Source organism: Luteimonas sp. A478 (genome assembly GCF_054052025.1).
Map to the genome: position 1 here is coordinate 48,977 of NZ_JBSVRF010000006.1, position 19,445 is coordinate 68,421.

The following is a 19,445-nucleotide window of genomic DNA, read 5'->3' on the forward strand; positions in this document are numbered from 1 at the left end:
CGGGCTGGCGCGGGACGGGCTGGCATGAAGCGGGCTGCCCTGCTTGCGCCGGGTCTGGCGCTCGCCCTCTGGCTGGCCGGCGCCATCGTCCTGTCTGCCCATCACTGGGCACTGGTGGCGGCCTGGTGGCTGGCCGGCGCCGGCCTGGGGGCATGGGCGGTGGCCTGGCAGCGAGCAGCCTGGGCAGGGCGCAGCGCGCGCATGGCGGACGCGATCCGCGCGCTGACCGGCACCGCGTCTGCCCCGGACCTGGTACCCGAAGGCCCCGACGAGCTCAGGGAACTGGCCGAAGCGGTCAATTCCCTTGCCACCGTGCGGCGGGAACTGGGCGCGACCATGGCCGAACAGGTCCAGGCCGCCAGCAACCGCGTGGGCCAGCAGCGCGACCAGTTGGCCACGCTGATGGCCCAGCTCCACCACGCCGTGGTGGCGTGCAACCGGGAAGGCAGGATCCTGCTCTACAACGAGCGTGCATTGCGCCTGTCGCGGGCGCTGTCACGGACGCCGGGCCAGCTGCAAGGCGTGGAGCTGATCGGGCTCGGCCGTTCCATCCACGCCCTGATCGACGCTGCCGCGATCGAGCACGCGCTGGAGATCGTGGCCCAGCGCCATGCCCGCGGAGATGCTGCCAGCGCGGTCCGCTTTGTCGCCACGACGCCCGGCGGCCACCTGTTGCAGGTCAACGCGGCGCCGGTGCATCCGGTCGACGACACCGGCGTGGAGGCCACCGATGCGCAGGCTACCGGCTACATCCTGATGCTGGACGACATCACCCGGGAGCAGGAAACCCAGGGTCGGCGCGACCGCATCCTGATCGAGCTGACCGAAGCCAGCCGCTCCTCGTTCGCCGCCATCCAGGCTGCATTGGACATGCTCGACTATCCGGACCTGCAGCCTGCCGAGCGGGAAAATTTCCAGGTGGTGCTGCGCCAGGAGGTTGCCGGCATGAGCGCCCGGCTGGACCGGCTCGGCGCCGAGGCCTCAGCCGACCAGCGCGTGCGCTGGCCGCTGCAGGGCATGCGCGGGATCGACCTGGCAACGGCCGCCGCGCAGCGGATCCGCGCCCACACCGGGCACAGCGTCGATATCGTGGTGGAAGAAGAGACCCTGTGGCTTCGGGTCGACAGCCTGGCCCTGATCCAGGCGCTGGTGTTTTTGAGCGTCCGGCTGCTGGAGGGCACCCCGGCCGAACTTCGGCTGCGACTGGCGCCTGCCGGCAAACGGGCCCATCTGGACCTGGCGTGGCGGGGCGCCGAGATCGACCTGGAGTCATTGCGCCGCTGGCAGACCGAGGCGACCGGGCCGGGCCCCGCGCCCACGGTGCGCGAGGTGGCCGAGCGGCACGGCGGCGAACTGTGGCTGGAGCGCACGCCCGGGCCCGGGCCGAACGGTGGAGACATGTGCTACCGGTTCCTCCTGCCGCAAACCAGCGTCGGCGACGCGCCCCAGGCCGCCGGCAGCAGACCGGCGTACTACGATTTCGACCTCTTCGCGGCGAGCGCAGACAGTCACAGCCTGGATAACCGGCTGCTGTCAGAACTGTCGTTCACCGTATTCGACACTGAAACCACCGGCCTGGACCCGGCCGGCGGGGACGAGATCATCCAGATCGGTGCGATCCGGATCGTCAATGGCAAGCTGCTGGCATCCGAGCGCTTCGACCAGCTGGTGAACCCGCGGCGGACCATTCCTGACGCCGGCTTCCAGATCCACGGCATCAGCCTGGAGATGGTGCGCGGCCAGCCCGGCATCGACCAGATCCTGCCAGCATTCCACGCCTTCGCCAGCGACACCGTGCTGGTGGGCCACAACGCGGCGTTCGACATGCGCTTCCTGGCCCTCAAGGAGGACTCCAGCGGAGTGCGTTTTGACCAGCCCGTACTCGACACCCTGCTGCTGGCCAGCCTGGCCTGGCCGAACGAACCCAACCATGGTCTGGAGACCATCTCCGCGCGGCTGGGCGTGGAGGTGGCTGGGCGCCACACCGCACTGGGTGACGCGCGGGCCACGGCTGAGGTCTTCCTCGGGCTGATTCCGCTGCTGCGCGAGCGCGGCATCACCACGCTGGGCCAGGCACGCGCGGCCTCACAGGAATCGTTCTACGCCGCCCTGCGCTACTGACCGGGTCGCCTTGGCTACTCGGCCTGCGAGGCCGCCAGGACCTCGCGCAGGAAGGGCACGGTAATGCGCCGCTGGGCCGCGAGGGATTCACGGTCGAGCCGGTCAAGCAGCCCGGTCAGGCTGCCCAGGTCCCGGTCCACCCGTCGCAGCAGCCAGTCGATCGCGGCTTCGTCGATCTGCAGCCCGCGCCGGTCGGCACGGACCCGCAGCACCTGCCGACGGCCTTCGTCATCCAGCACGTCCACGCGGATACGCGTGCACTGTCCCAGCCGCGAACGCAGGTCCGGCAGCGTCAGCGGCAGCTCATCCGGCAGCATCCGCGCGGCGTAAAGCACGCCGGTCCCGGACACACGGGCCCGGTTATGGAAGTCGAACAGGGCAATCTCGTCGCTCCGCTGGCCGGCCATCAGGTCCAGGCCGTCCAGCGCCACCAGGTCGTATTCCTGCAGCGATGCCAGTGCCTGCTCCAGACGCCCAACCGCGCTGGCCATGGGCACGTAGGCCACGCGCCGGCCCTGCACCTGGGCGTGGGCGCAGGCGGCCATCACCAGGTGGCTCTTGCCAGTGGACGCCGGACCGGACAGGTACAGCCAGTCGCTGCTCGTGCCCGCGGCCAGCGCGCGCAGCTGCTCCACCGCGCCCTCAGGTGCGGCCACGAAAGTGTCAAAGCGCTGGTCAGGTGGATAGCGCAGCGCCAGGGGCAGTTGCCGCCCGCTGCCCGGGGAGCCGATCGGCGGGTTCACGCTCCCGGCGTCCCCTTGCCGTCGGCGCCGGTCACGATGCTGCCCCTGTCAACCATCACCCCCGAGGGGGTGCCGGCATACAGCCGGCTGTTGGTGTAGCGCTCATGCGCGTAACGCAGCAACACGTTGGCCACCGCCGCCACCGGCAGTGCAATCAGCATGCCCAGGAAACCCAGCAGCTGCCCGCCCGCCATTACCGCGAAGATCACCGCCACCGGGTGCAGGCCGATCCGGTCACCCACCAGCCGCGGCGTCAGCACGTAGCTTTCCAGCAGCTGGCCGGCGCTGAACACCGCGGTACCGAGGATCAGCAGCTGCCAGTCGATGCCCTGTGCCTGCACCAGTGCCGCCAGCAGCATCAGGATCGCCCCCACCGTCGCGCCCAGGTAGGGCACGAAGCTGATCAGTCCGGCCACCAGGCCGACCAGGATGCCCAGCCGCAAACCGATGATCTGCAGGCCAACCGCATAGAACACGCCCTGGGCCACCATCACCAGGAACTGGCCACGCAGGAATCCGCCCAGGCGCTCGTCGGATTCGCGCGCCAGGCGAGCGACGGTATCGATATGGTCGCGCGGGATCAGCGAAGCCACGCGCTCCACCAGCAGGTCCCAGTCGCGCAGGAAGTAGAAGGTCAGGACCGGCAGCAGCACCAGGTTGACGATCCAGGTAATGAATACGAACCCCGAGCGCTGCAGGTAGCCGAAGAACGACGCAGCCACCCCGCCAGCCTGCTGCCAGTGTTCGCGCGCCCAATCGAACAGCCGTTGCGGATCGGCCCAGGCTGCCAGCGAAAATCCGCTGCGCTCCTCGATCCACGGGATTGCGATACCCACGACCCACTCCCTGATGGAAGGCAGGGACTCGACAAGGGTCTTCACCTGGCGCTCGACCATCGGCACCAGGATCAGCATCGCCAGGGTCACCATCAGCACCATCAGCAGGAATACCAGGCTGACCCCGAAAAGCCGCGAGCGACCGGTGCGCTCCACCCGGTCCACCAGCGGATCGCACAGCCAGGCCAGCAGCCCTGCCATCACGAACGGGGTCAGGATCGGGCCCAGCGCAATCAGCAGCCAGAGGACGACCGCCAGCACCAGCCCCCACTGCAGGCGCTTGAGGAACAGGGCGATCGCCGCGGTGTCCTGCAAAGGTGCCATCGGTCAGCGCACCAGCCGATAGATCGGAGTACCGGTATCGAGCAGCATGTCCATCTCCGCCAGCACCCGCTCATCGGCCAGGCTGCGGAAACCCGGAAGCCCGGTCAGCAGCTCCAGTTCCACTTCCAGGCCATCGGCCGTGGCCCGCACCGGCGTGATCCGCTGGACTACCGACATGCCCTGCAGGTAACCCGCCAGGCGGATGAAGTCATCGCTGCTGTCGATACCGGTGAACGTCATCCGGTAGCTGCCGGCCGGGCCGGTCTCCGGGGCGCGCGCATAGCGCTTGACCAGCGCATCGGCTGCACCGTCCGCGCCGCCCGCCATGGCCGCCTGCGGCCGTGCGTTCTCGGTAGACCACTGCGACAGCACCCGACCGTTGTCGACGAAGGTCCAGTCGGCCTTCCAACCGCCCTCGTGGCGGTACAGCTTGCCCAGCAGTTGCATCGGCGGCGCGTAGCGGGCCGACAAACGGGCTACGGCGGCGTGGTCACCGCGCCAGATCGCCGCGGTGGCTGCCTGCTCGGCGGCGCTTCCCCGCGGCAGGCCCAGCCCATACCCGCGCTCGCCGGCGCGATCGAGCACCGGTCGCACCGCATTGTTCTGGTTGAGCGTGACCAGGCGTGGACCGCGGCCATCATCGATGGCCAGCCACAGCACCGGCCGCGGCCGGGGTTCAGGCCACATCGGCAGGCCCAGCGCCGCGGCCATGCCTTCTACCGCCTCCTCACGGAAGCGCACCACCAGCGTGGTGTGGAAAGTGGGGGCGCCACTGGCCGAGGTTCCCTCGTCCTGGCGGTAATCAAAATGTTCCACGTAACCCTCGGCACGACGCAGCTCGGCGGATACGCCCGGCCGCTCGGCCACCGCCTGGTCTCCGGACAGCTTGCCCAATACCTGGGCCAGCGCGCGGCCCAGCGCGGCGCGGCGCTCGCTTTCACGCTGGCTGTGGACCCGGACCTCGGCCTCGTACAGACCCTGCGCGCCAGCGCGGTCTCCTTCCATCCGCTGGGCCATGGCATCACCGGCCAGCAGCAGGCAACCGGCGACCAGCCAGGCCATCCAGCATCCGATGCGGTTAACGTGCGGCATGTAGCGTTCCCGGGACATACAGATCGCAGAATGTTGCCACAAAGCCGGTTGCCTGTTCGTCGAGGTGTCGTTGGCGTGTGGTTGCAGATCCTCATGCGCAGCAGGCCGCGAACCCTCCCCGACTGCTAAAATCGCGCATTGTCCTTTCTGGCGGCCGCACCCGTGACCACCCCCACCCCGCTCACCTACCGCGATGCGGGCGTCGATATCGATGCCGGCAACGCCCTCGTTGAACGCATCAAGCCGCTGGTCAAGCGCACCCACCGCCCCGGCGTGATGGGCGGGCTGGGCGGTTTCGGCGCTCTTTTCGACCTGTCCGGCCGCTACCGCGAGCCGGTCCTGGTCTCGGGCACTGACGGCGTGGGCACCAAGCTCAAGCTGGCCCAGCAGCTGGGCCGCCATGACACCATCGGCATCGACCTGGTGGCCATGTGCGTCAACGACATCGTGGTCCAGGGCGCGGAACCGCTGTTTTTCCTCGACTACTTCGCCACCGGCAAGCTGGACGTGGATACCGCCGCGGCCGTGGTAGGCGGGATCGCCGCTGGCTGCGAGCTGGCCGGCTGCGCCCTGATCGGCGGCGAAACCGCGGAGATGCCCGACATGTATGCCCCCGGCGAATACGACTTGGCGGGCTTCTGCGTGGGTGCGGTGGAAAAAGCCGATCTGGTGGACGGTTCGCGCGCCCGCGCCGGCGACGTGCTGATCGGGATCGGCTCCAGCGGCCCGCATTCCAACGGCTATTCGCTGATCCGGCGGATCTACGAGCGCGCCGGCAGCCCGGCCGACCTGGACCTGGCCGGCACCCGGCTGGCCGACGCGCTGATGGCGCCGACCACCATTTATGTGAAGCCGCTGCTGGATCTTTTGGCGACGCACGGTGAATCCATCCATGCCCTGGCCCACATCACCGGCGGTGGCCTGACCGAAAACATCGTGCGGGTGATCCCCGAACCGCTGGGTATCGAGGTGGACGCCAGCGCCTGGGCGCTGCCGCCGGTGTTCGAGTGGCTGCAGCGCGAAGGCGCGGTGGCCGATGCCGAAATGTGGCGCACGTTCAACTGCGGCCTCGGCTTTGTACTGGCCGTGGACGCCGCCGCGGCGGGCCAGGTGGAGGCGGGTCTGGAACAGCACGGTCTGGCCCACTGGCGCATCGGCCAGGTCAGCGACGCCGCCGGCGATCGCGTCCGCATCGGCTGAGCAGTTGCCTGTGGATTCCACCAGCCCGCAAGGCGGGCCTCTGCGCATCGCTGCCCTGGCGTCCGGCCGCGGCAGCAACCTGCAAGCCCTGATCGACGCCATCGCCGCCGGCACGCTCAATGCGCGCCTGGTGGGGGTGTTCTCCGACCGCGCCGGGGCCGTGGCCCTGGATCGCGCCCGAGCGGCGGGCGTAGCCTGCGCCGCCGAGGACCCCAAGGCATTCCCTTCCCGCGCTGCCTACGACCAAGCCCTGTTCGCCCACGTTGACGCGGTACAGCCGGACCTGGTGGTCTGCGCCGGCTATATGCGCCTGATCGGCCCCGCGGCGGTAGAGGCGAGGCCGGGCCTGCTGATCAACATCCATCCCTCGCTGCTGCCCCGGTACAAGGGGCTGCACACGCACCGTCGTGCGCTGGAGGCAGGCGACAACGAACATGGGGCCAGTGTCCATTACGTGACCGCCGACCTCGACGGTGGGCCGGTCATCGCCCACGCCCGGGTGCCGGTGCTGCCCGGCGATGATGAGGAGAGCCTGGCCGCGCGGGTACTGGGCCGCGAGCACCCCCTGCTGGTGGAAGTGGTGCGCTGGATCGCCAACGGACGCATCCGCCTGGAGGAACACAGCGTTCATGTCGACGGATTACCCTTGGACATGCCGCTTCAGCTTGGGTCCAACAACCGCTTTGCATGATGTCGTCCATGCGACATTTCGCCCTGCTGCTCACCCTGCTGGTCATCCTGCCGATCTGCGCGCTCCCCGGCGCCGTGCGGGCGGCGGAGCCTGAGCCCTTCTTCGCCACCTACGAGGCCTGGTACGGCGACCGGCACGTCGGCGAAGCCAGCATGAAGTTGGAGCGGCGCGAGGAACCCAACTGGGAAATCGAGCTGGAGATCCGCGCCAACCGCGGGCTGATCGGCCTGGCCCGGCTGAACATGCTGCAGAGCACCGTCTTCGACGTGCACCACGATGGCCACTTTTTCCGGCCGCTGACCCAGCGCACGGTGCGCAAGGCCATCCTGTTCGGCCGCAACTCCACCGGCATCTACGACTGGCACACGCGCACCGCCCAGTGGAGCGGCGACGTCAGCGAACGGCGCAGCCAGCCGGTGCCGCTGCAGGACGGCGACATGAGCGCCCTGCTGATCAACCTGGCGGTGATCCGCGACGTCGAGCCCGGGGCCACTCTGCGCTACCGCTATGTGGACAACGGCCGCGCCCGCGAGCACGAGTACCAGGTGGCCGAAGAGCCCGAATCCATCCGCGTGGCCGACATCGGCTACAGCGCCCTGCGCGTTTCACGCATCGACGACGATGACGACGAAATGGTTGTCTGGGTCGCCAACGGGGTACCTACCCCGATCCGCATCCTGCAGATCGACGGTGACGGAACCATCGACCTGCGCCTGATCGAATACCGAGGGACTGAATGACCATGACCAACCAGCCACTTCATCGCAGCATCCTGCGCAGCGGCGCCCGCCTGCTCGCGACCGGCGCCCTGTTCGCAGCCGCCACATCGGCATGGGCACTGGAGCCATTCAACGCGGAGTACCGCGCCAGCTATATGGGCATGCAGGCCACCGGCAACATGACCCTGGCACGCAACGGTCAGGACCAATGGGAGTACAAGGTGGAAGTTGCCGGCATGGGCGCGCGCCTGACCCAGAGCACCACCTTCGAAGAGCATGGAGACCATTGGCGCCCGCTCAAAAGCGTGGATTCGCAGGCTGGTGAATCCGGCCTCGCCGCGATGCTGGTCAAGAACCGCAGCGTGGAAACCACCTACGACTGGGACGCCAAACAGGCCCGCTGGAGCGGCGACGTGGACAGCGATGAGGCTGGCCCCGTGCAGCTTCGCCCCGGCGATATGGACGGCATGCTGATCAACCTGGCGGTGGCACGTGACGTGGCCGCCGGACAGCCGCTCAACTATCGCCTGGTGGAAGATGGTCGCGTGCGCGGACAGCAGTTCCGTGTCGATGGCACCGAGACCATCAGTGTGGCCGGCAAGCAGCGCGAGGCCACCCGCGTGGTGCGCACCAGCGGTCGCCGCGAAACCATTGCCTGGGTGGTCGAGGACCTGCCGGTACCGGCCCGCATCCTGCAGCGCCGCAACGGCCGCGATCATCTGGACCTGCAGCTGCAGTCGTTCAACTGACGCCGGGGTTGACGGGGTTTGGAGATCTTCAAAAGCAGGTGCCGCTGTTCGTCCACGTCATGGGTCGGCCGGCGCCTGCACACAGGCGGTGACAGGCGTAGCATTGAACCGGGCGCGGCTGCGCCGCCGATCCGGAGCCTCCGATGAACTTTATCAAGACCGCCTTGCTGGGCTTTTCCCTCACACTGGCCACCGCCTGCACCCAGCCTGCCATGGCCGAAGAGAGCCTGCAGCCGGGCGACCGCGCCCCGCTGTTTGAAACGCCTGCGTGGCTGGCGGGCGAAGCATTCCAGTTCGACATGGCCGCTGCGCTGGCGAAGGGACCCGTGGTGCTGTATTTCTTCCCGGCGGCCAACACGCCCGGCTGCAATCTCGAGGCGTCACTGTTCTCGCAGAACATCGACCGCTTTGCAGAGCTGGGCGCCACCGTGATTGGCGTCACCGCCGGCAATACCGACCAGCTGCAGGAGTTTTCCGCGGACAGCTCTACCTGCGCGGGCAAGTTCCCGGTCGCAGCCGACGAGGGTGCGCGCATCGCCGCCGACTACCGGGCCGTGAGCGAAGGCAGCGAATACTCATCGCGTACGTCCTACGCCATCCGCCAGGACGGCACCATTGCCGCGGTGCACTCCGACCGCAATCCCAACCGTCACGTGCAGGCCATGCTGGAGGGCCTGGACGTTGCTGAATGAACAGATACCGCCTGTGGATGTCATCACTTTTTCGTAAGGGATGATCAGCAAAAATAGGCGCATGGTTTCCCCATTCATGGACCTGGAGGTTCAAATGAAAATCCGACTGACTCTGCTTGCCCTGTCGTGCTCGCTGGCCCTGGCCGCCTGTGGCGGCGACGGCACCCCCGCTGACGCCGATCGCACGACGCCGGCGGATACCGCGGCGATGGACACCACCCCGATGGACACCACGCCTGCCGAACCCGTGGGTGAGCCGACCGCAGCCGGTGGCCATGACGACACTGTCGAGGGCGACGCCCTGGATCGGCCCTACACCGAGCAGTCCACCGGCGGTGCCGAGAATGTCGACGAACAGGCTGCCAATTCCGGACCCCAGGTGGCTGATTGCGCCATCACCATCGAAGGCAACGACCGGATGCAGTACAACACCAGCTCGATCGACGTACCGGCCTCGTGCAGCGAGTTCACCATCAACCTCAACCACGTTGGTTCAATGCCGGTCCTGGCGATGGGCCACAACGTGGTGGTGACCAGCGCTGGCGACTTCACCGCCGTTGCCGCCGATGGCCTGGCCGCCGGTGCGGATGCCGACTACGTCAAGCCGGACGACGCGCGCGTGATTGCCGCCACGGAGATGGTTGGCGGTGGCGAGTCCACCTCGGTCACCTTCTCCACGAGCTCGCTCACTGCCGGCTCCGATTACACCTTCTTCTGCTCGTTCCCGGGCCATTCCGCACTGATGCGCGGCACCCTGACGTTCGGCAGCTGATCCCCGTCTGTAGCTGATCGAAACGCCCGGCATCGCCGGGCGTTTTTTTGCTTCCCTGCCGGACCCTGTCGCTTTGGCTCTCCTCAAAATCCTGGGACTGTTCACCCTGACCGCCCTGGCCGAGATCATCGGCTGTTACCTGCCCTGGCTGTGGCTCAAGCAGGGGCGTTCAGCGTGGTTGCTGGTGCCGGCGGCGCTGAGCCTGGCGGCATTCGTCTGGCTGCTGACCCTGCATCCGCAGGCCGCTGGACGCGTCTATGCCGCATATGGCGGGGTGTATATCAGCGTTGCATTGATGTGGCTGTGGGCAGTGGATGCCATCCGGCCCACCGTCACCGATTGGGTCGGCGTGGGTGTGTGCCTGCTCGGCATGTGCATCATCATGCTCGGGGCCAGGCAGGGCTGACGCCTGCCCCGTTATCATTGCCCCATGTCACGTCGCAGGCGCCACCGTTCCTCACCGCGCAGCTGGTTCTGGCTGCTTGCAGGGCTGCTGCTGCTGGGGACGTGGCAGGTGCTGCAGCGCGGAGAAGAGCCTGCACCGGCACTTGCTGGAAGCACGGAGCAGCTGCAACGTCCCGCGCAGGCGCCCCGCGCTCCAGACTTCCTGCCGCTTGAAGCGCATGCCACCCTGGCGTTGATTGATCGCGGCGGACCCTACCCACACCGGCAGGACGGCACTGTGTTCCAGAACCGGGAACGCCTGCTGCCCACCCAACCCCGGGGGCATTACCGCGAATTCACCGTGGAGACGCCCGGCGCCGGCCACCGCGGCGCGCGACGCATCGTCACCGGTGGCGACCCGCCCACCGAGTGGTACTACACGAGCGATCACTACCGCAGCTTCCGCGCGTTCCAGCGCCAGGGGAACCATGAACCCGACTGACCCCGGCAACTGGCTGAAACACAATGCTGCATCTGGCGTGGACTACCCGGCCAGCCACGATGAATGCACGGCGATACAGGATGCCGCTGCCACACTCGGCTACCGCGTGGTGTCTGTGGACCTGGGAACAGTCGATGGCAAGACTGCACTGCTGGAAAAGCTCGCCCGAGCGCTCGATTTTCCGGACTACTTTGGCCACAACTGGGATGCGCTGGACGACGCCCTGGGCGATCTTTCCTGGCAGCAGGCACCCGGCCTGCTGCTGGTGCTGGAAAATGCCGACCGCCTGCAGCGCTGTGCTCCGGGAGACTTCAGCACCCTGCTGGAAATCCTCAAAGAAAGTACCGGCGAACACGCCACAGCCGGCATCCCGTTCCGGGTACTGGTTGTCGGGCAGGAGTTCTAGCTGATCCGCGGCCGTAAGGCCGGTCAGATCCGCGAGATCTGTGCGCCCAGCCCGGACAGCTTGGCTTCGATGTTCTCGTAGCCCCGGTCCAGATGGTAGATGCGGTCGATCACTGTTTCTCCGGAGGCCACCAGGCCCGCCAGGATCAGCGAAGCGGAGGCGCGCAGGTCGGTGGCCATCACCGGAGCGCCACTGAGGGCCCGGACGCCGGTGACCGTAGCCCGGCTGCCTTCGACATGGATGTCGGCACCCAGGCGCATCAACTCGTTGACGTGCATGAAACGGTTTTCGAAGATCCGTTCATCGATGGTGCCGATGCCCTCGGCGATGCAGTTCATGGCCATGAACTGCGCCTGCATGTCGGTGGGGAAGCCCGGATGCGGCTCAGTGACCAGATTGACCGCCTGAGGCTTACGGCCGCGCATGTCGATGGTGATGCGGTCACTCTCGATGACGGGCCGGGCGCCGGCTTCGGCCAGCTTGTCCAGCACGGCAACCATGGTGTCGGCGCGGGTGCCCGTGGCGGTCACGCAGCCAGCGGTCATTGCCGCGGCCACCAGAAAGGTGCCGGCTTCGATCCGGTCCGGCAGCACGGCGTGCCGGCCTCCAGCCAGGCGCTCCACCCCGCGCACCACGATCCGACCGGTTCCGGCGCCTTCGATGTCGGCGCCCAGCGCGATCAGACAATCGGCCAGGTCCACCACCTCCGGCTCGCGCGCGGCGTTGTCGATCACCGTAGTGCCCTTGGCCAGGCTGGCGGCCATCAGGGCGTTCTCGGTGGCGCCCACGCTGACCATGGGAAACTCGATGTGCCCGCCCTTGAGCTGCCTGGCGCGGGCGCGGATGAAGCCGTGTTCGACTTCCACCTCAGCCCCCAGCGCCTGCATGGCGTGGATGTGCAGATCAACCGGACGCGAACCGATCGCGCAGCCGCCGGGCAGGGACACTTCCGCCGCGCCGTGGCGGGCCAGCAATGGACCGAGCACCAGCACCGAGGCGCGCATGGTGCGTACCAGCTCGTACGGGGCCACGTGGCCGGTCGCCGGGCAGGGATCGATCCGGAAACGGGAGTTGGCGACGTCGTGTTCCACGTCCGCACCCAGCTCGCGCAGCAGGCGCGCCGTGGTCAGCACGTCCTGCAGATTGGGAACGTTGTCGATCTGCACCGGCCCATCGGCCAGCAGGCTCGCGCAGAGGATGGGCAAGACGGCGTTCTTGGCACCGGAAATGGCTACTTCGCCGTGAAGCGCAGTGCCACCGAGGATTCGGATTTTTTTCATGGGAGAGTGCAGCCGCGGGCGGACGCTCAGGAGTCGGCGCCCAGGATCAGGAAGCAGCCTGGTCCGGAGTCAGTGTGGTCAGGGCCAGGGCGTGGATTTCACCGGTCTGGATACGGTCGCCCAGCGTGGCGTACACCATGCGATGACGGGCCAGGGGCAATTTGCCACGGAAGGATTCCGACACGACCACCGCTTCGAAATGGACGCCATCGGCGCCCTGTACTTCCACGCGGGCGTCAGGCAAGCCCTTTTCAATCAGTTCACAGATGGTTTGTGCGTCCAACGTGCGCCAGCTCCGGCTCGTGAAGCCCGCCTGAGCAGCAACCCGCGTCGGAGGCGACGGCGGGGTATTCACGGCGGGACATGCGTAAAATGAACAGCTTAGCCTAACGGAAAGCCATCAGCTTGGATATGGTCACCCCTGCAACGCAACCGTCCGCCACCTCCGATTTCGCCGCCAACGGCCGGCGCGTGATTGAAATAGAAATCGATGCGCTGCGGGCAGTCGGTGATCGCCTGGACGGTGCTTTCAGCGATGCCTGCGAACGCATCCTGGCTTGCCAGGGTCGGGTGGTCTGCACCGGCATGGGCAAGTCCGGCCACATCGCGCGCAAGATCGCCGCCACCCTCGCCTCCACCGGCACCCCCGCGTTCTACGTGCATCCGGGCGAAGCCGGACACGGCGATCTCGGCATGATCACCGATGCGGACGTGGTGCTGGCGCTGTCCTATTCCGGCGAATCCGACGAGATCATGATGATGCTGCCGGGCCTGCGCCGCCAGGGCAATGTGCTGATCGCCATGACCGGGCGGCCCGGGTCCTCGCTCGGGCGCGAATCCGACGTGCATCTGGACGTGAGCGTGCCGGCCGAAGCCTGCCCGCTGAGCTTGGCTCCCACTTCCAGCACCACCGCCAGCCTGGCCGTAGGCGACGCGCTGGCCGTGGCCCTGCTGAACGCGCGCGGCTTCACCGCCGACGACTTTGCCCGCTCACACCCCGCCGGCGCGCTGGGCCGGAAGCTGTTGCTGCGCATCGACGACGTGATGCATGGCGGCGATGACGTGCCGCGCGTGGCCGAGGAAGCCACCCTGGCCGAAGCATTGCTCGAAATCAGCCGCAAGCGCCTGGGCCTGACCGCGGTGGTCGACGCCGAAGGTCGCCTGCTCGGCCTGTTCACCGATGGCGACCTGCGCCGCACCCTGGCGGACGAGCGCGTTGATGTGCGCACCACCCGGGTGTCCGAGGTCATGACCCGCACCCCGGTCACCATCGCCAGCGACGCACTGGCCGTCGAGGCCGCCCGGCTGATGGAAACCCACAAGATCAACGGCCTGCTGGTGGTCGACGCCGACGGCCACGTTGTGGGCGCGCTCAACATCCACGACCTGCTGCGTGCGAGAGTGGTGTGATGGACGGACCCCCATCCTTCCCAGCCGAACTGCTGGCCCGCGCCGCGCGCATACGCCTGGCCTGCTTCGATGTGGACGGCACCCTGACCGATGGGCGCCTGTACTTCGACGCCCAGGGCGGCGAGATGAAGGCTTTCCACGTGCACGATGGCCAGGGCCTGGTGCTGCTGCGCAAGGCCGGCATCCGCGTGGCGCTGATCACTGCCCGGGCCAGCGCGGCAGTGGAACGGCGCGCGGCCGAGCTGGGCATCGACGCGTTCTGCGCGGTAGCCGACAAGCTCACCAAGGTAGAGATGCTGTGCAGCGAAGCGGGCATCGGCCTCGACGAAGTGGCTTTCATGGGCGATGACCTGCCTGATCTTGCGCCCATGCGCGCGGTCGGCCTGGCCGCGGCCCCAGCCAACGCCCACGCCTGGACCGCGGCCGAAGCCTGCTGGCGCACCACCGCCCGCGGCGGCGAAGGCGCGGCCCGCGAGCTGTGCGACCTGCTGCTCACCGCACAGGGCGCGGTGGAAGGCCTGCTGCAAGCCCGCGTTGACGGGCGGCGGGCATGAACTGGCGCGGCGTGACGGCGGGGGTGCTGGTGGTGGCGGCGATCCTTTCCGGCTGGTCGGCCTGGCGCCAGCGCGCCGAGCCGGTGGTCCAGACCATTGATCCGCTGCGCTCGGATTACGTGCTGACCGATTTCGAACTCACCGCCCTGAGCAGCGAAGGCAGCGAGGCCTTCACCCTTCGCGCACCGCGGCTGGAACAGCATCCCGAAGACCGCACGATCAGCATCCAGACCCCGCTGTTCCTGGTGCCCGACTCCCACGGCGCACACTGGGAAATCCGCTCGCAGAACGCACTGATCACCGCCGATCACGACGAGATCATGCTGCGCGAGGATGTCCAGGCCGACGGCACCGACAACAACGGCAGCCCGGTCACCATGAACACCGAGCAGCTGAATGTATTCCCCGAGAAGCGCACCGCAAGCAGCCAGGAACTGGTGACCGTGCAACAGCCCGGTTCTACAATCCAGGGCCGCGGGCTGGACGTGGATCTGTCCAGCAAGCGCTATGTGCTCCATTCCGAGGTAGAGACCCGCTATGTCCCGACGCGCCGCTAGTGCCCTGCTGCTTACCGCCGCCCTGCTGGCGGCCGCGTCCGCGCACGGGCGCCAGTCCGATCGCGACCAGCCGATGGATATCCACTCCGGCCACCAGGTAGGCGGGCTGAATGATGGCGAGCCCATCATCATGTCCCGCGGCGTGGTGATCACCCAGGGCACCCTGGAGATCAAGTCCGATCGCGCCGAAGTGACCCTGCGCGGCGGCGAAGTGGATCGGGTGGTGTTGACCGGCAGCCCGGCCACCATGTTCCAGGAAACCGATGAGGGCGAGCCGCTCAACGCCCATGCCGGCCGCATTGTCTACGACATGCGCAACGACACGCTCACCATGACCGACAATGCCCTGGTGGAGCAGCCGCGCGGTGACATGCGGGGCGAGCGCATCGTCTACAACCTGCAGACCGAACGCGTGGAAGCCGGCGGCGAAGGCGCCGGACGCGTGCACATGCGCATCCAGCCGCGCAGCCAGCGCCAGGACAGCAACTGATGCTGGCCGCGGAGGGCTTGCGCAAGCGTTACCGTTCGCGCGAGGTGGTCAGCGACTTCGGCCTGACCCTGGAAGCCGGCGAAGTGGTGGGGCTGCTGGGTCCCAACGGCGCCGGCAAGACCACATGCTTCTACATGATCGTCGGTCTGGTGACTGCTGATGCCGGGCGCATCGTGCTGGACGGGCGCGACATCACCGACGAGCCCATGTACCGCCGCGCCCGCCTTGGCGTGGGCTACCTGCCGCAGGAACCTTCTGTGTTCCGCAAGCTGTCGGTGGCCGACAACATCCGCCTGGTACTGGAGCTGCGCGACAACCTCCGCCGCAAGGAACGCGAAGCCGAGCTGACCAACCTGCTGGAAGAACTCCAGATCACCCACGTGGCCGACCAGGCCGGTGCGAGCCTGTCCGGCGGCGAGCGGCGGCGCGTGGAAATTGCCCGCGCACTGGCCGCCCAGCCGCGCATGATCCTGCTCGATGAACCGTTCGCGGGCGTCGACCCGATCTCGGTCGGCGACATCCAGCGCATCATCCGCCACCTCAAGAACCGCGGCATCGGCGTGCTCATCACCGACCACAACGTGCGCGAGACCTTGGGCATCTGCGACCGTGCGTATATCCTCAATGAAGGCAGCGTACTCGCGCAGGGGGCTCCGGACGCGCTGCTGGCCAATCCTGATGTGCGCAGGGTGTACCTGGGGGACTCGTTCCGCCTGTAACGCTGCGCAGGCGGGATGAACTGATTGTCCGGATCCGGCCAGCCCGGACGTTGCATCATGGGGAACAATGAAGCAGCGCCTGCAGACATCGTTGGGACAACAGCTGGTGCTCACGCCGCAGCTCATGCAGGCATTGCACCTGCTACAGCTGTCGGCGCTGGATCTGGAAGCCGAGGTCAGCGCGGCGGTCGAGAGCAACCCGTTGCTGGAATGGGAGGAGGACGCCTCGCCAACGACGGACCCCACACCGGAAGCCGACGCTCCGCTTGCGACGGATGGCGAATCGGCGGTCGCCGACAGCGAGGACTGGGGCGGTGGGGAAAGCTGGCAGGGCTCCGGCGGTGGCGGCAGCTTCGATGACGACCGGGATCCCGCAGACCGGGCAGCCGATCCGGACACCCTGCGCGAACACCTCGCCTGGCAGCTGAATCTTTCCCAGCTATCCCCGCATGACCGATTGATCGGCGAAGCGATCATCGATGCCATCGAGGACGATGGCTATCTGCGCTGCGGCTTTGACGACATCCTCGCGGCCCTGGCTCCCCAGGTCACCTGCACGCACGAAGAGATCCAGGCAGTGCTATCCCGGATCCAGCACATGGATCCGATCGGCGTGGGCGCCCGCGACCTGCGCGAATGCCTGCTGCTGCAGCTGGCCGTGCTGGACCGTTCGACCCCGGGCCTCGAGCTTGCGGTGCGCATCGTGGAGGAGCTTCTGGAAACGCTGCCGCGACTGGGTGAAGACCGCCTGGCCGAGTCGCTGGGCTGCCCGCGCGATGAGGCGGATGTGGCCCTGCAGCTGCTGCGCTCCCTGAACCCCCATCCGGGCAGCTGCATGGGGGCCCTGCCGCATGAGACCTATGTGGCACCGGACTGCACCATCAGTCGCCACGAGGGCGTGTGGAAGGTCAGCCTGGTGGACGGCCCGGCCAGCCGGGTCACCATTCACCGCGGCTACGAAGGCATGATCGGCCAGACCAGCGAGGCCGACGGAGCTTACCTGCGGGGCCGCCTGCAGGAGGCGCGGTGGTTGCTGCGCAGCCTGCAGCAGCGCGGCGAGACCCTGCTCAAGGTGGCCAATTGCCTGGTGCGCCAGCAGTCGGGTTTCCTTGAGTTCGGCCCGCAGGCGCTGCGGCCCCTGACCCTGCGTGAAGTGGCCGCCGAAATCGGGATGCATGAGTCCACGGTGTCGCGCGCCGTTGCCGGGAAGTACGCGCGCACCCCACGCGGCACGCTGCCGCTGCGCGACTTCTTCGCCTCGGGCGTCAGCACGGACAGTGGCGGCCAGGCCTCCAGCATCGCCATCCAGCAGATGATCCTGCACCTGGTCGAGGCCGAGAACCCCGGCAAGCCACTGTCCGACGCCCGGCTGGCCGAGGCACTGAAGGCCGAAGGCGTCATGGTGGCCCGGCGCACGGTCAGCAAGTATCGCGAAGCGCTGAGCATCCCGTCCTCCCACGATCGAGTCCGCCTGGGCTGAACTGCTGTCCGGTTCCGTGGTCAAACACGGTGCAAGCCCTGCGCTTGCCTGTCCGCAGCGTTGGGTTACTCTGTCAATACGCGCTGCGTACACCCGATCCCTGATGCATAGGAGAGTTGCCGATGCGAATTGATACCCACGGGCACCAGATCGAAGTCACCCCCGCACTGCGCGATTACGTCGAAACCAAGCTCAAGCGTCTGTCGCGCCACTTCGACGACCCGTTCGAGATCCGTACCCAGCTGAGCATCGACAAGCCAAAGCACAAGGCCGAGGCCACCGTGACCCTGCCGGGCCGCACGCTGCACGCGGACGCCACCGGCGTGGACATGTACGCCGCCATCGATGTACTGGCCGACAAGCTCGACCGCCTGCTGGTCAAGCACAAGGGCAAGATGGGCGATCATCATCGCGGTGAGAACCCGATCCGCGACGGCAGCTTCGGCTGAGCCCCGCTGCCGGACGATTGCCGCTCGCGACCCGCAAGGAACAGCCAATGACCGAGGTATCCGGCTCTTCACTGCTGATCGTCAGCGGCATGTCCGGCAGCGGCAAGTCGGTAGTGCTCAAGACCCTCGAGGATCTGGGCTATTACTGCACCGACAATCTGCCCGCCGACCTGCTGCCGGACTTCGTGCGCAGCGTGGGCCAGGACGAGGGGCGGGCCCGCAAGCTGGCGGTCGGGATCGACGTGCGCAACCGCCAAGACGACTTGGCCAACATCCCACGGTGGCTGTCGGCCGTCGCCAGTCTGGGATTCGATCCCCGGCTGGTGTTCCTTGAGACCGGCGACCAGCAGCTGCTCAAGCGTTACGCGGATACCCGGCGCCGCCACCCGCTGAGCCACCTGGGGCTGTCGCTCCACGACGCCATCGCCCTGGAGCGCCAGGTGCTGCGCCCGCTGCGGACGCTGGCCGACGTGGTGATCGACACCACCAAGCTCAATGTCCACCAACTGCGGCGGAGCATCATCGCCGAGCTTGACCTGTCAGTGGAGCGCTCGTTCTCGCTGCTGTTCCAATCCTTCGCGTACCGCCATGGGGTGCCGGCCGATGCGGACTTCGTGTTCGATGCCCGCGGCCTGCCCAATCCCCATTGGGAGCCGGAACTGCGACCCCTATCCGGCCGCGACGAGGCGGTCGCCGACTACTTCGCATCCAGCCCGGACGTGCAGGAGTACTTCCGCCAGGTAGCGACGTTCCTCGACCACTGGCTGCCGAAGATGCGCTCGGATACCCGGGCCTATTGCACCGTTGCCTTCGGCTGCAGCGGGGGCCGGCATCGTTCGGTCTACCTGGCCGAACGCATGGCCACGCATGCACGTGGCCAGGGCTGGGAAGACGTCACCACCTTCCACCGACAACTGGACTAGGGGAGCGGGCGGGTTAGTGCCCGCCCTGCCCGATCCGGTCGAGTTCAAGCTGGTCGGCGAAGCTCAACTCTTCCAGCGCCTGACGCAGGCGCCGGCCGTTCTCCACGCCAAGCTCGTGGGTGCGGGCGTGGATCCACTCGTCCGCCGGCTCCTTGCCATCCTCGCGGATGCGCTGGGCGTATTCCGGGGCCATGGCCTGCATGGCTTCCTGCACGCTCTGCTGCATCCGGTCGTATTCCCGATGCAGGAGCTCCCTGTCCTGCTCGGTAATAGCGTCGCCGTCACGCAGGCCGGTGATCGCTTCGATCCACTGCTGGCGATGCTGCCAGGCGTCACCTGCATCCGTCATGGA

General features: G+C 67.6%; 24 protein-coding genes. 18 read left to right on the plus strand and 6 right to left on the minus strand.

Features of this window, described 5'->3' with window-relative positions:
* Positions 1–24: 24 nt before the first annotated feature.
* Positions 25–2,121 (plus strand): exonuclease domain-containing protein, encoded by a 2,097-nt coding sequence (locus ACW7G3_RS11965; RefSeq protein WP_456982981.1) that lies wholly within the window; start codon positions 25–27, stop codon positions 2,119–2,121.
* 14 nt (positions 2,122–2,135) lie between these two features.
* Here ACW7G3_RS11965 and hda read toward each other — a convergent pair whose 3' ends face one another.
* From hda to ACW7G3_RS11980, 3 genes are read right to left on the minus strand one after another with little or no spacing between them, the layout of a single operon-like run.
* Entirely contained in the window at positions 2,136–2,864 is a 729-nt protein-coding gene (gene hda / locus ACW7G3_RS11970) for a DnaA regulatory inactivator Hda (protein WP_456982982.1), read from the minus strand.
* Entirely contained in the window at positions 2,861–4,024 is a 1,164-nt protein-coding gene (locus tag ACW7G3_RS11975; RefSeq protein ID WP_456982984.1) for an AI-2E family transporter, read from the minus strand. Before ACW7G3_RS11975 ends, hda begins: the two co-directional genes overlap by 4 nt.
* A 3-nt stretch (positions 4,025–4,027) precedes the next feature.
* The gene (locus ACW7G3_RS11980; protein WP_456983140.1) at positions 4,028–5,086 is read right to left on the minus strand and encodes a DUF2066 domain-containing protein; all 1,059 of its coding nucleotides are present in this window, start codon (positions 5,084–5,086) and stop codon (positions 4,028–4,030) included.
* 177 nt (positions 5,087–5,263) lie between these two features.
* On the opposite strand from ACW7G3_RS11980, the gene purM reads away from it, so the two are divergent.
* The 9 genes from purM (at position 5,264) to ACW7G3_RS12025 (ending at position 11,231) form a co-directional block, all read left to right on the plus strand.
* Positions 5,264–6,316, plus strand: coding sequence for a phosphoribosylformylglycinamidine cyclo-ligase (gene purM, locus ACW7G3_RS11985; protein ID WP_456983142.1), 1,053 nt, complete (start codon positions 5,264–5,266; stop codon positions 6,314–6,316).
* 10 nt (positions 6,317–6,326) lie between these two features.
* The gene (gene purN / locus ACW7G3_RS11990) at positions 6,327–7,007 is read left to right on the plus strand and encodes a phosphoribosylglycinamide formyltransferase (RefSeq protein WP_456982985.1); all 681 of its coding nucleotides are present in this window, start codon (positions 6,327–6,329) and stop codon (positions 7,005–7,007) included.
* 8 nt (positions 7,008–7,015) lie between these two features.
* A complete protein-coding gene (locus tag ACW7G3_RS11995) occupies positions 7,016–7,747 on the plus strand; it encodes a DUF3108 domain-containing protein (protein ID WP_456982986.1) in 732 nt (243 codons plus the stop codon).
* A 2-nt stretch (positions 7,748–7,749) separates the two neighbouring features.
* Positions 7,750–8,475: a DUF3108 domain-containing protein gene (locus ACW7G3_RS12000; protein ID WP_456982987.1), complete on the plus strand. Its 726-nt coding sequence runs from the start codon at positions 7,750–7,752 to the stop codon at positions 8,473–8,475.
* Between the two features lie 143 nt (positions 8,476–8,618).
* Positions 8,619–9,167 (plus strand): peroxiredoxin, encoded by a 549-nt coding sequence (locus ACW7G3_RS12005; protein WP_456982988.1) that lies wholly within the window; start codon positions 8,619–8,621, stop codon positions 9,165–9,167.
* A gap of 94 nt (positions 9,168–9,261) precedes the next feature.
* Positions 9,262–9,939, plus strand: a complete 678-nt coding sequence (gene azu, locus ACW7G3_RS12010; protein WP_456982989.1) for an azurin — start codon at positions 9,262–9,264, stop codon at positions 9,937–9,939.
* 73 nt (positions 9,940–10,012) lie between these two features.
* Positions 10,013–10,345, plus strand: coding sequence for a YnfA family protein (locus ACW7G3_RS12015; protein WP_456982991.1), 333 nt, complete (start codon positions 10,013–10,015; stop codon positions 10,343–10,345).
* 24 nt (positions 10,346–10,369) lie between these two features.
* Entirely contained in the window at positions 10,370–10,825 is a 456-nt protein-coding gene (locus ACW7G3_RS12020; protein WP_456982993.1) for a ribonuclease domain-containing protein, read from the plus strand.
* Positions 10,812–11,231 (plus strand): barstar family protein, encoded by a 420-nt coding sequence (locus ACW7G3_RS12025; RefSeq protein WP_456982995.1) that lies wholly within the window; start codon positions 10,812–10,814, stop codon positions 11,229–11,231. The genes ACW7G3_RS12020 and ACW7G3_RS12025 overlap by 14 nt, the downstream gene beginning before the upstream one ends.
* A gap of 23 nt (positions 11,232–11,254) precedes the next feature.
* Here the strand turns inward: ACW7G3_RS12025 and murA are convergent, their stop codons facing one another.
* On the minus strand, positions 11,255–12,511 hold the full coding sequence (gene murA / locus ACW7G3_RS12030) for a UDP-N-acetylglucosamine 1-carboxyvinyltransferase (RefSeq protein ID WP_456982997.1): 1,257 nt from the start codon (positions 12,509–12,511) through the stop codon (positions 11,255–11,257).
* Between the two features lie 46 nt (positions 12,512–12,557).
* A complete protein-coding gene (locus ACW7G3_RS12035) occupies positions 12,558–12,794 on the minus strand; it encodes a BolA family protein (RefSeq protein ID WP_456975001.1) in 237 nt (78 codons plus the stop codon).
* A 128-nt stretch (positions 12,795–12,922) separates the two neighbouring features.
* On the opposite strand from ACW7G3_RS12035, the gene ACW7G3_RS12040 reads away from it, so the two are divergent.
* The 8 genes from ACW7G3_RS12040 (at position 12,923) to rapZ (ending at position 19,093) form a co-directional block, all read left to right on the plus strand.
* Entirely contained in the window at positions 12,923–13,921 is a 999-nt protein-coding gene (locus ACW7G3_RS12040; RefSeq protein WP_456983143.1) for a KpsF/GutQ family sugar-phosphate isomerase, read from the plus strand.
* Entirely contained in the window at positions 13,921–14,475 is a 555-nt protein-coding gene (locus ACW7G3_RS12045; RefSeq protein WP_456982998.1) for a KdsC family phosphatase, read from the plus strand. The genes ACW7G3_RS12040 and ACW7G3_RS12045 overlap by 1 nt, the downstream gene beginning before the upstream one ends.
* Positions 14,472–15,032: an LPS export ABC transporter periplasmic protein LptC gene (gene lptC, locus ACW7G3_RS12050; RefSeq protein WP_456975005.1), complete on the plus strand. Its 561-nt coding sequence runs from the start codon at positions 14,472–14,474 to the stop codon at positions 15,030–15,032. The genes ACW7G3_RS12045 and lptC overlap by 4 nt, the downstream gene beginning before the upstream one ends.
* Positions 15,013–15,522 carry a lipopolysaccharide transport periplasmic protein LptA gene (gene lptA, locus ACW7G3_RS12055; RefSeq protein ID WP_456975007.1) on the plus strand — a complete coding sequence of 170 codons (510 nt, stop codon included), beginning with the start codon at positions 15,013–15,015 and terminating at the stop codon, positions 15,520–15,522. Before lptC ends, lptA begins: the two co-directional genes overlap by 20 nt.
* Positions 15,522–16,241 (plus strand): LPS export ABC transporter ATP-binding protein, encoded by a 720-nt coding sequence (lptB, locus tag ACW7G3_RS12060; RefSeq protein WP_456982999.1) that lies wholly within the window; start codon positions 15,522–15,524, stop codon positions 16,239–16,241. Before lptA ends, lptB begins: the two co-directional genes overlap by 1 nt.
* Positions 16,242–16,308: 67 nt before the next feature.
* Positions 16,309–17,721 carry an RNA polymerase factor sigma-54 gene (locus ACW7G3_RS12065; RefSeq protein ID WP_456983001.1) on the plus strand — a complete coding sequence of 471 codons (1,413 nt, stop codon included), beginning with the start codon at positions 16,309–16,311 and terminating at the stop codon, positions 17,719–17,721.
* A 122-nt stretch (positions 17,722–17,843) separates the two neighbouring features.
* A complete protein-coding gene (gene hpf, locus ACW7G3_RS12070; RefSeq protein WP_456975013.1) occupies positions 17,844–18,170 on the plus strand; it encodes a ribosome hibernation-promoting factor, HPF/YfiA family in 327 nt (108 codons plus the stop codon).
* 47 nt (positions 18,171–18,217) lie between these two features.
* Positions 18,218–19,093 (plus strand): RNase adapter RapZ, encoded by an 876-nt coding sequence (rapZ, locus tag ACW7G3_RS12075; protein ID WP_456983003.1) that lies wholly within the window; start codon positions 18,218–18,220, stop codon positions 19,091–19,093.
* A 13-nt stretch (positions 19,094–19,106) separates the two neighbouring features.
* On the opposite strand, the gene ACW7G3_RS12080 is transcribed toward rapZ, so the two are convergent.
* Positions 19,107–19,442, minus strand: a complete 336-nt coding sequence (locus tag ACW7G3_RS12080) for a hypothetical protein (RefSeq protein ID WP_456975017.1) — start codon at positions 19,440–19,442, stop codon at positions 19,107–19,109.
* Between the last annotated feature and the right edge of the window lie 3 nt (positions 19,443–19,445).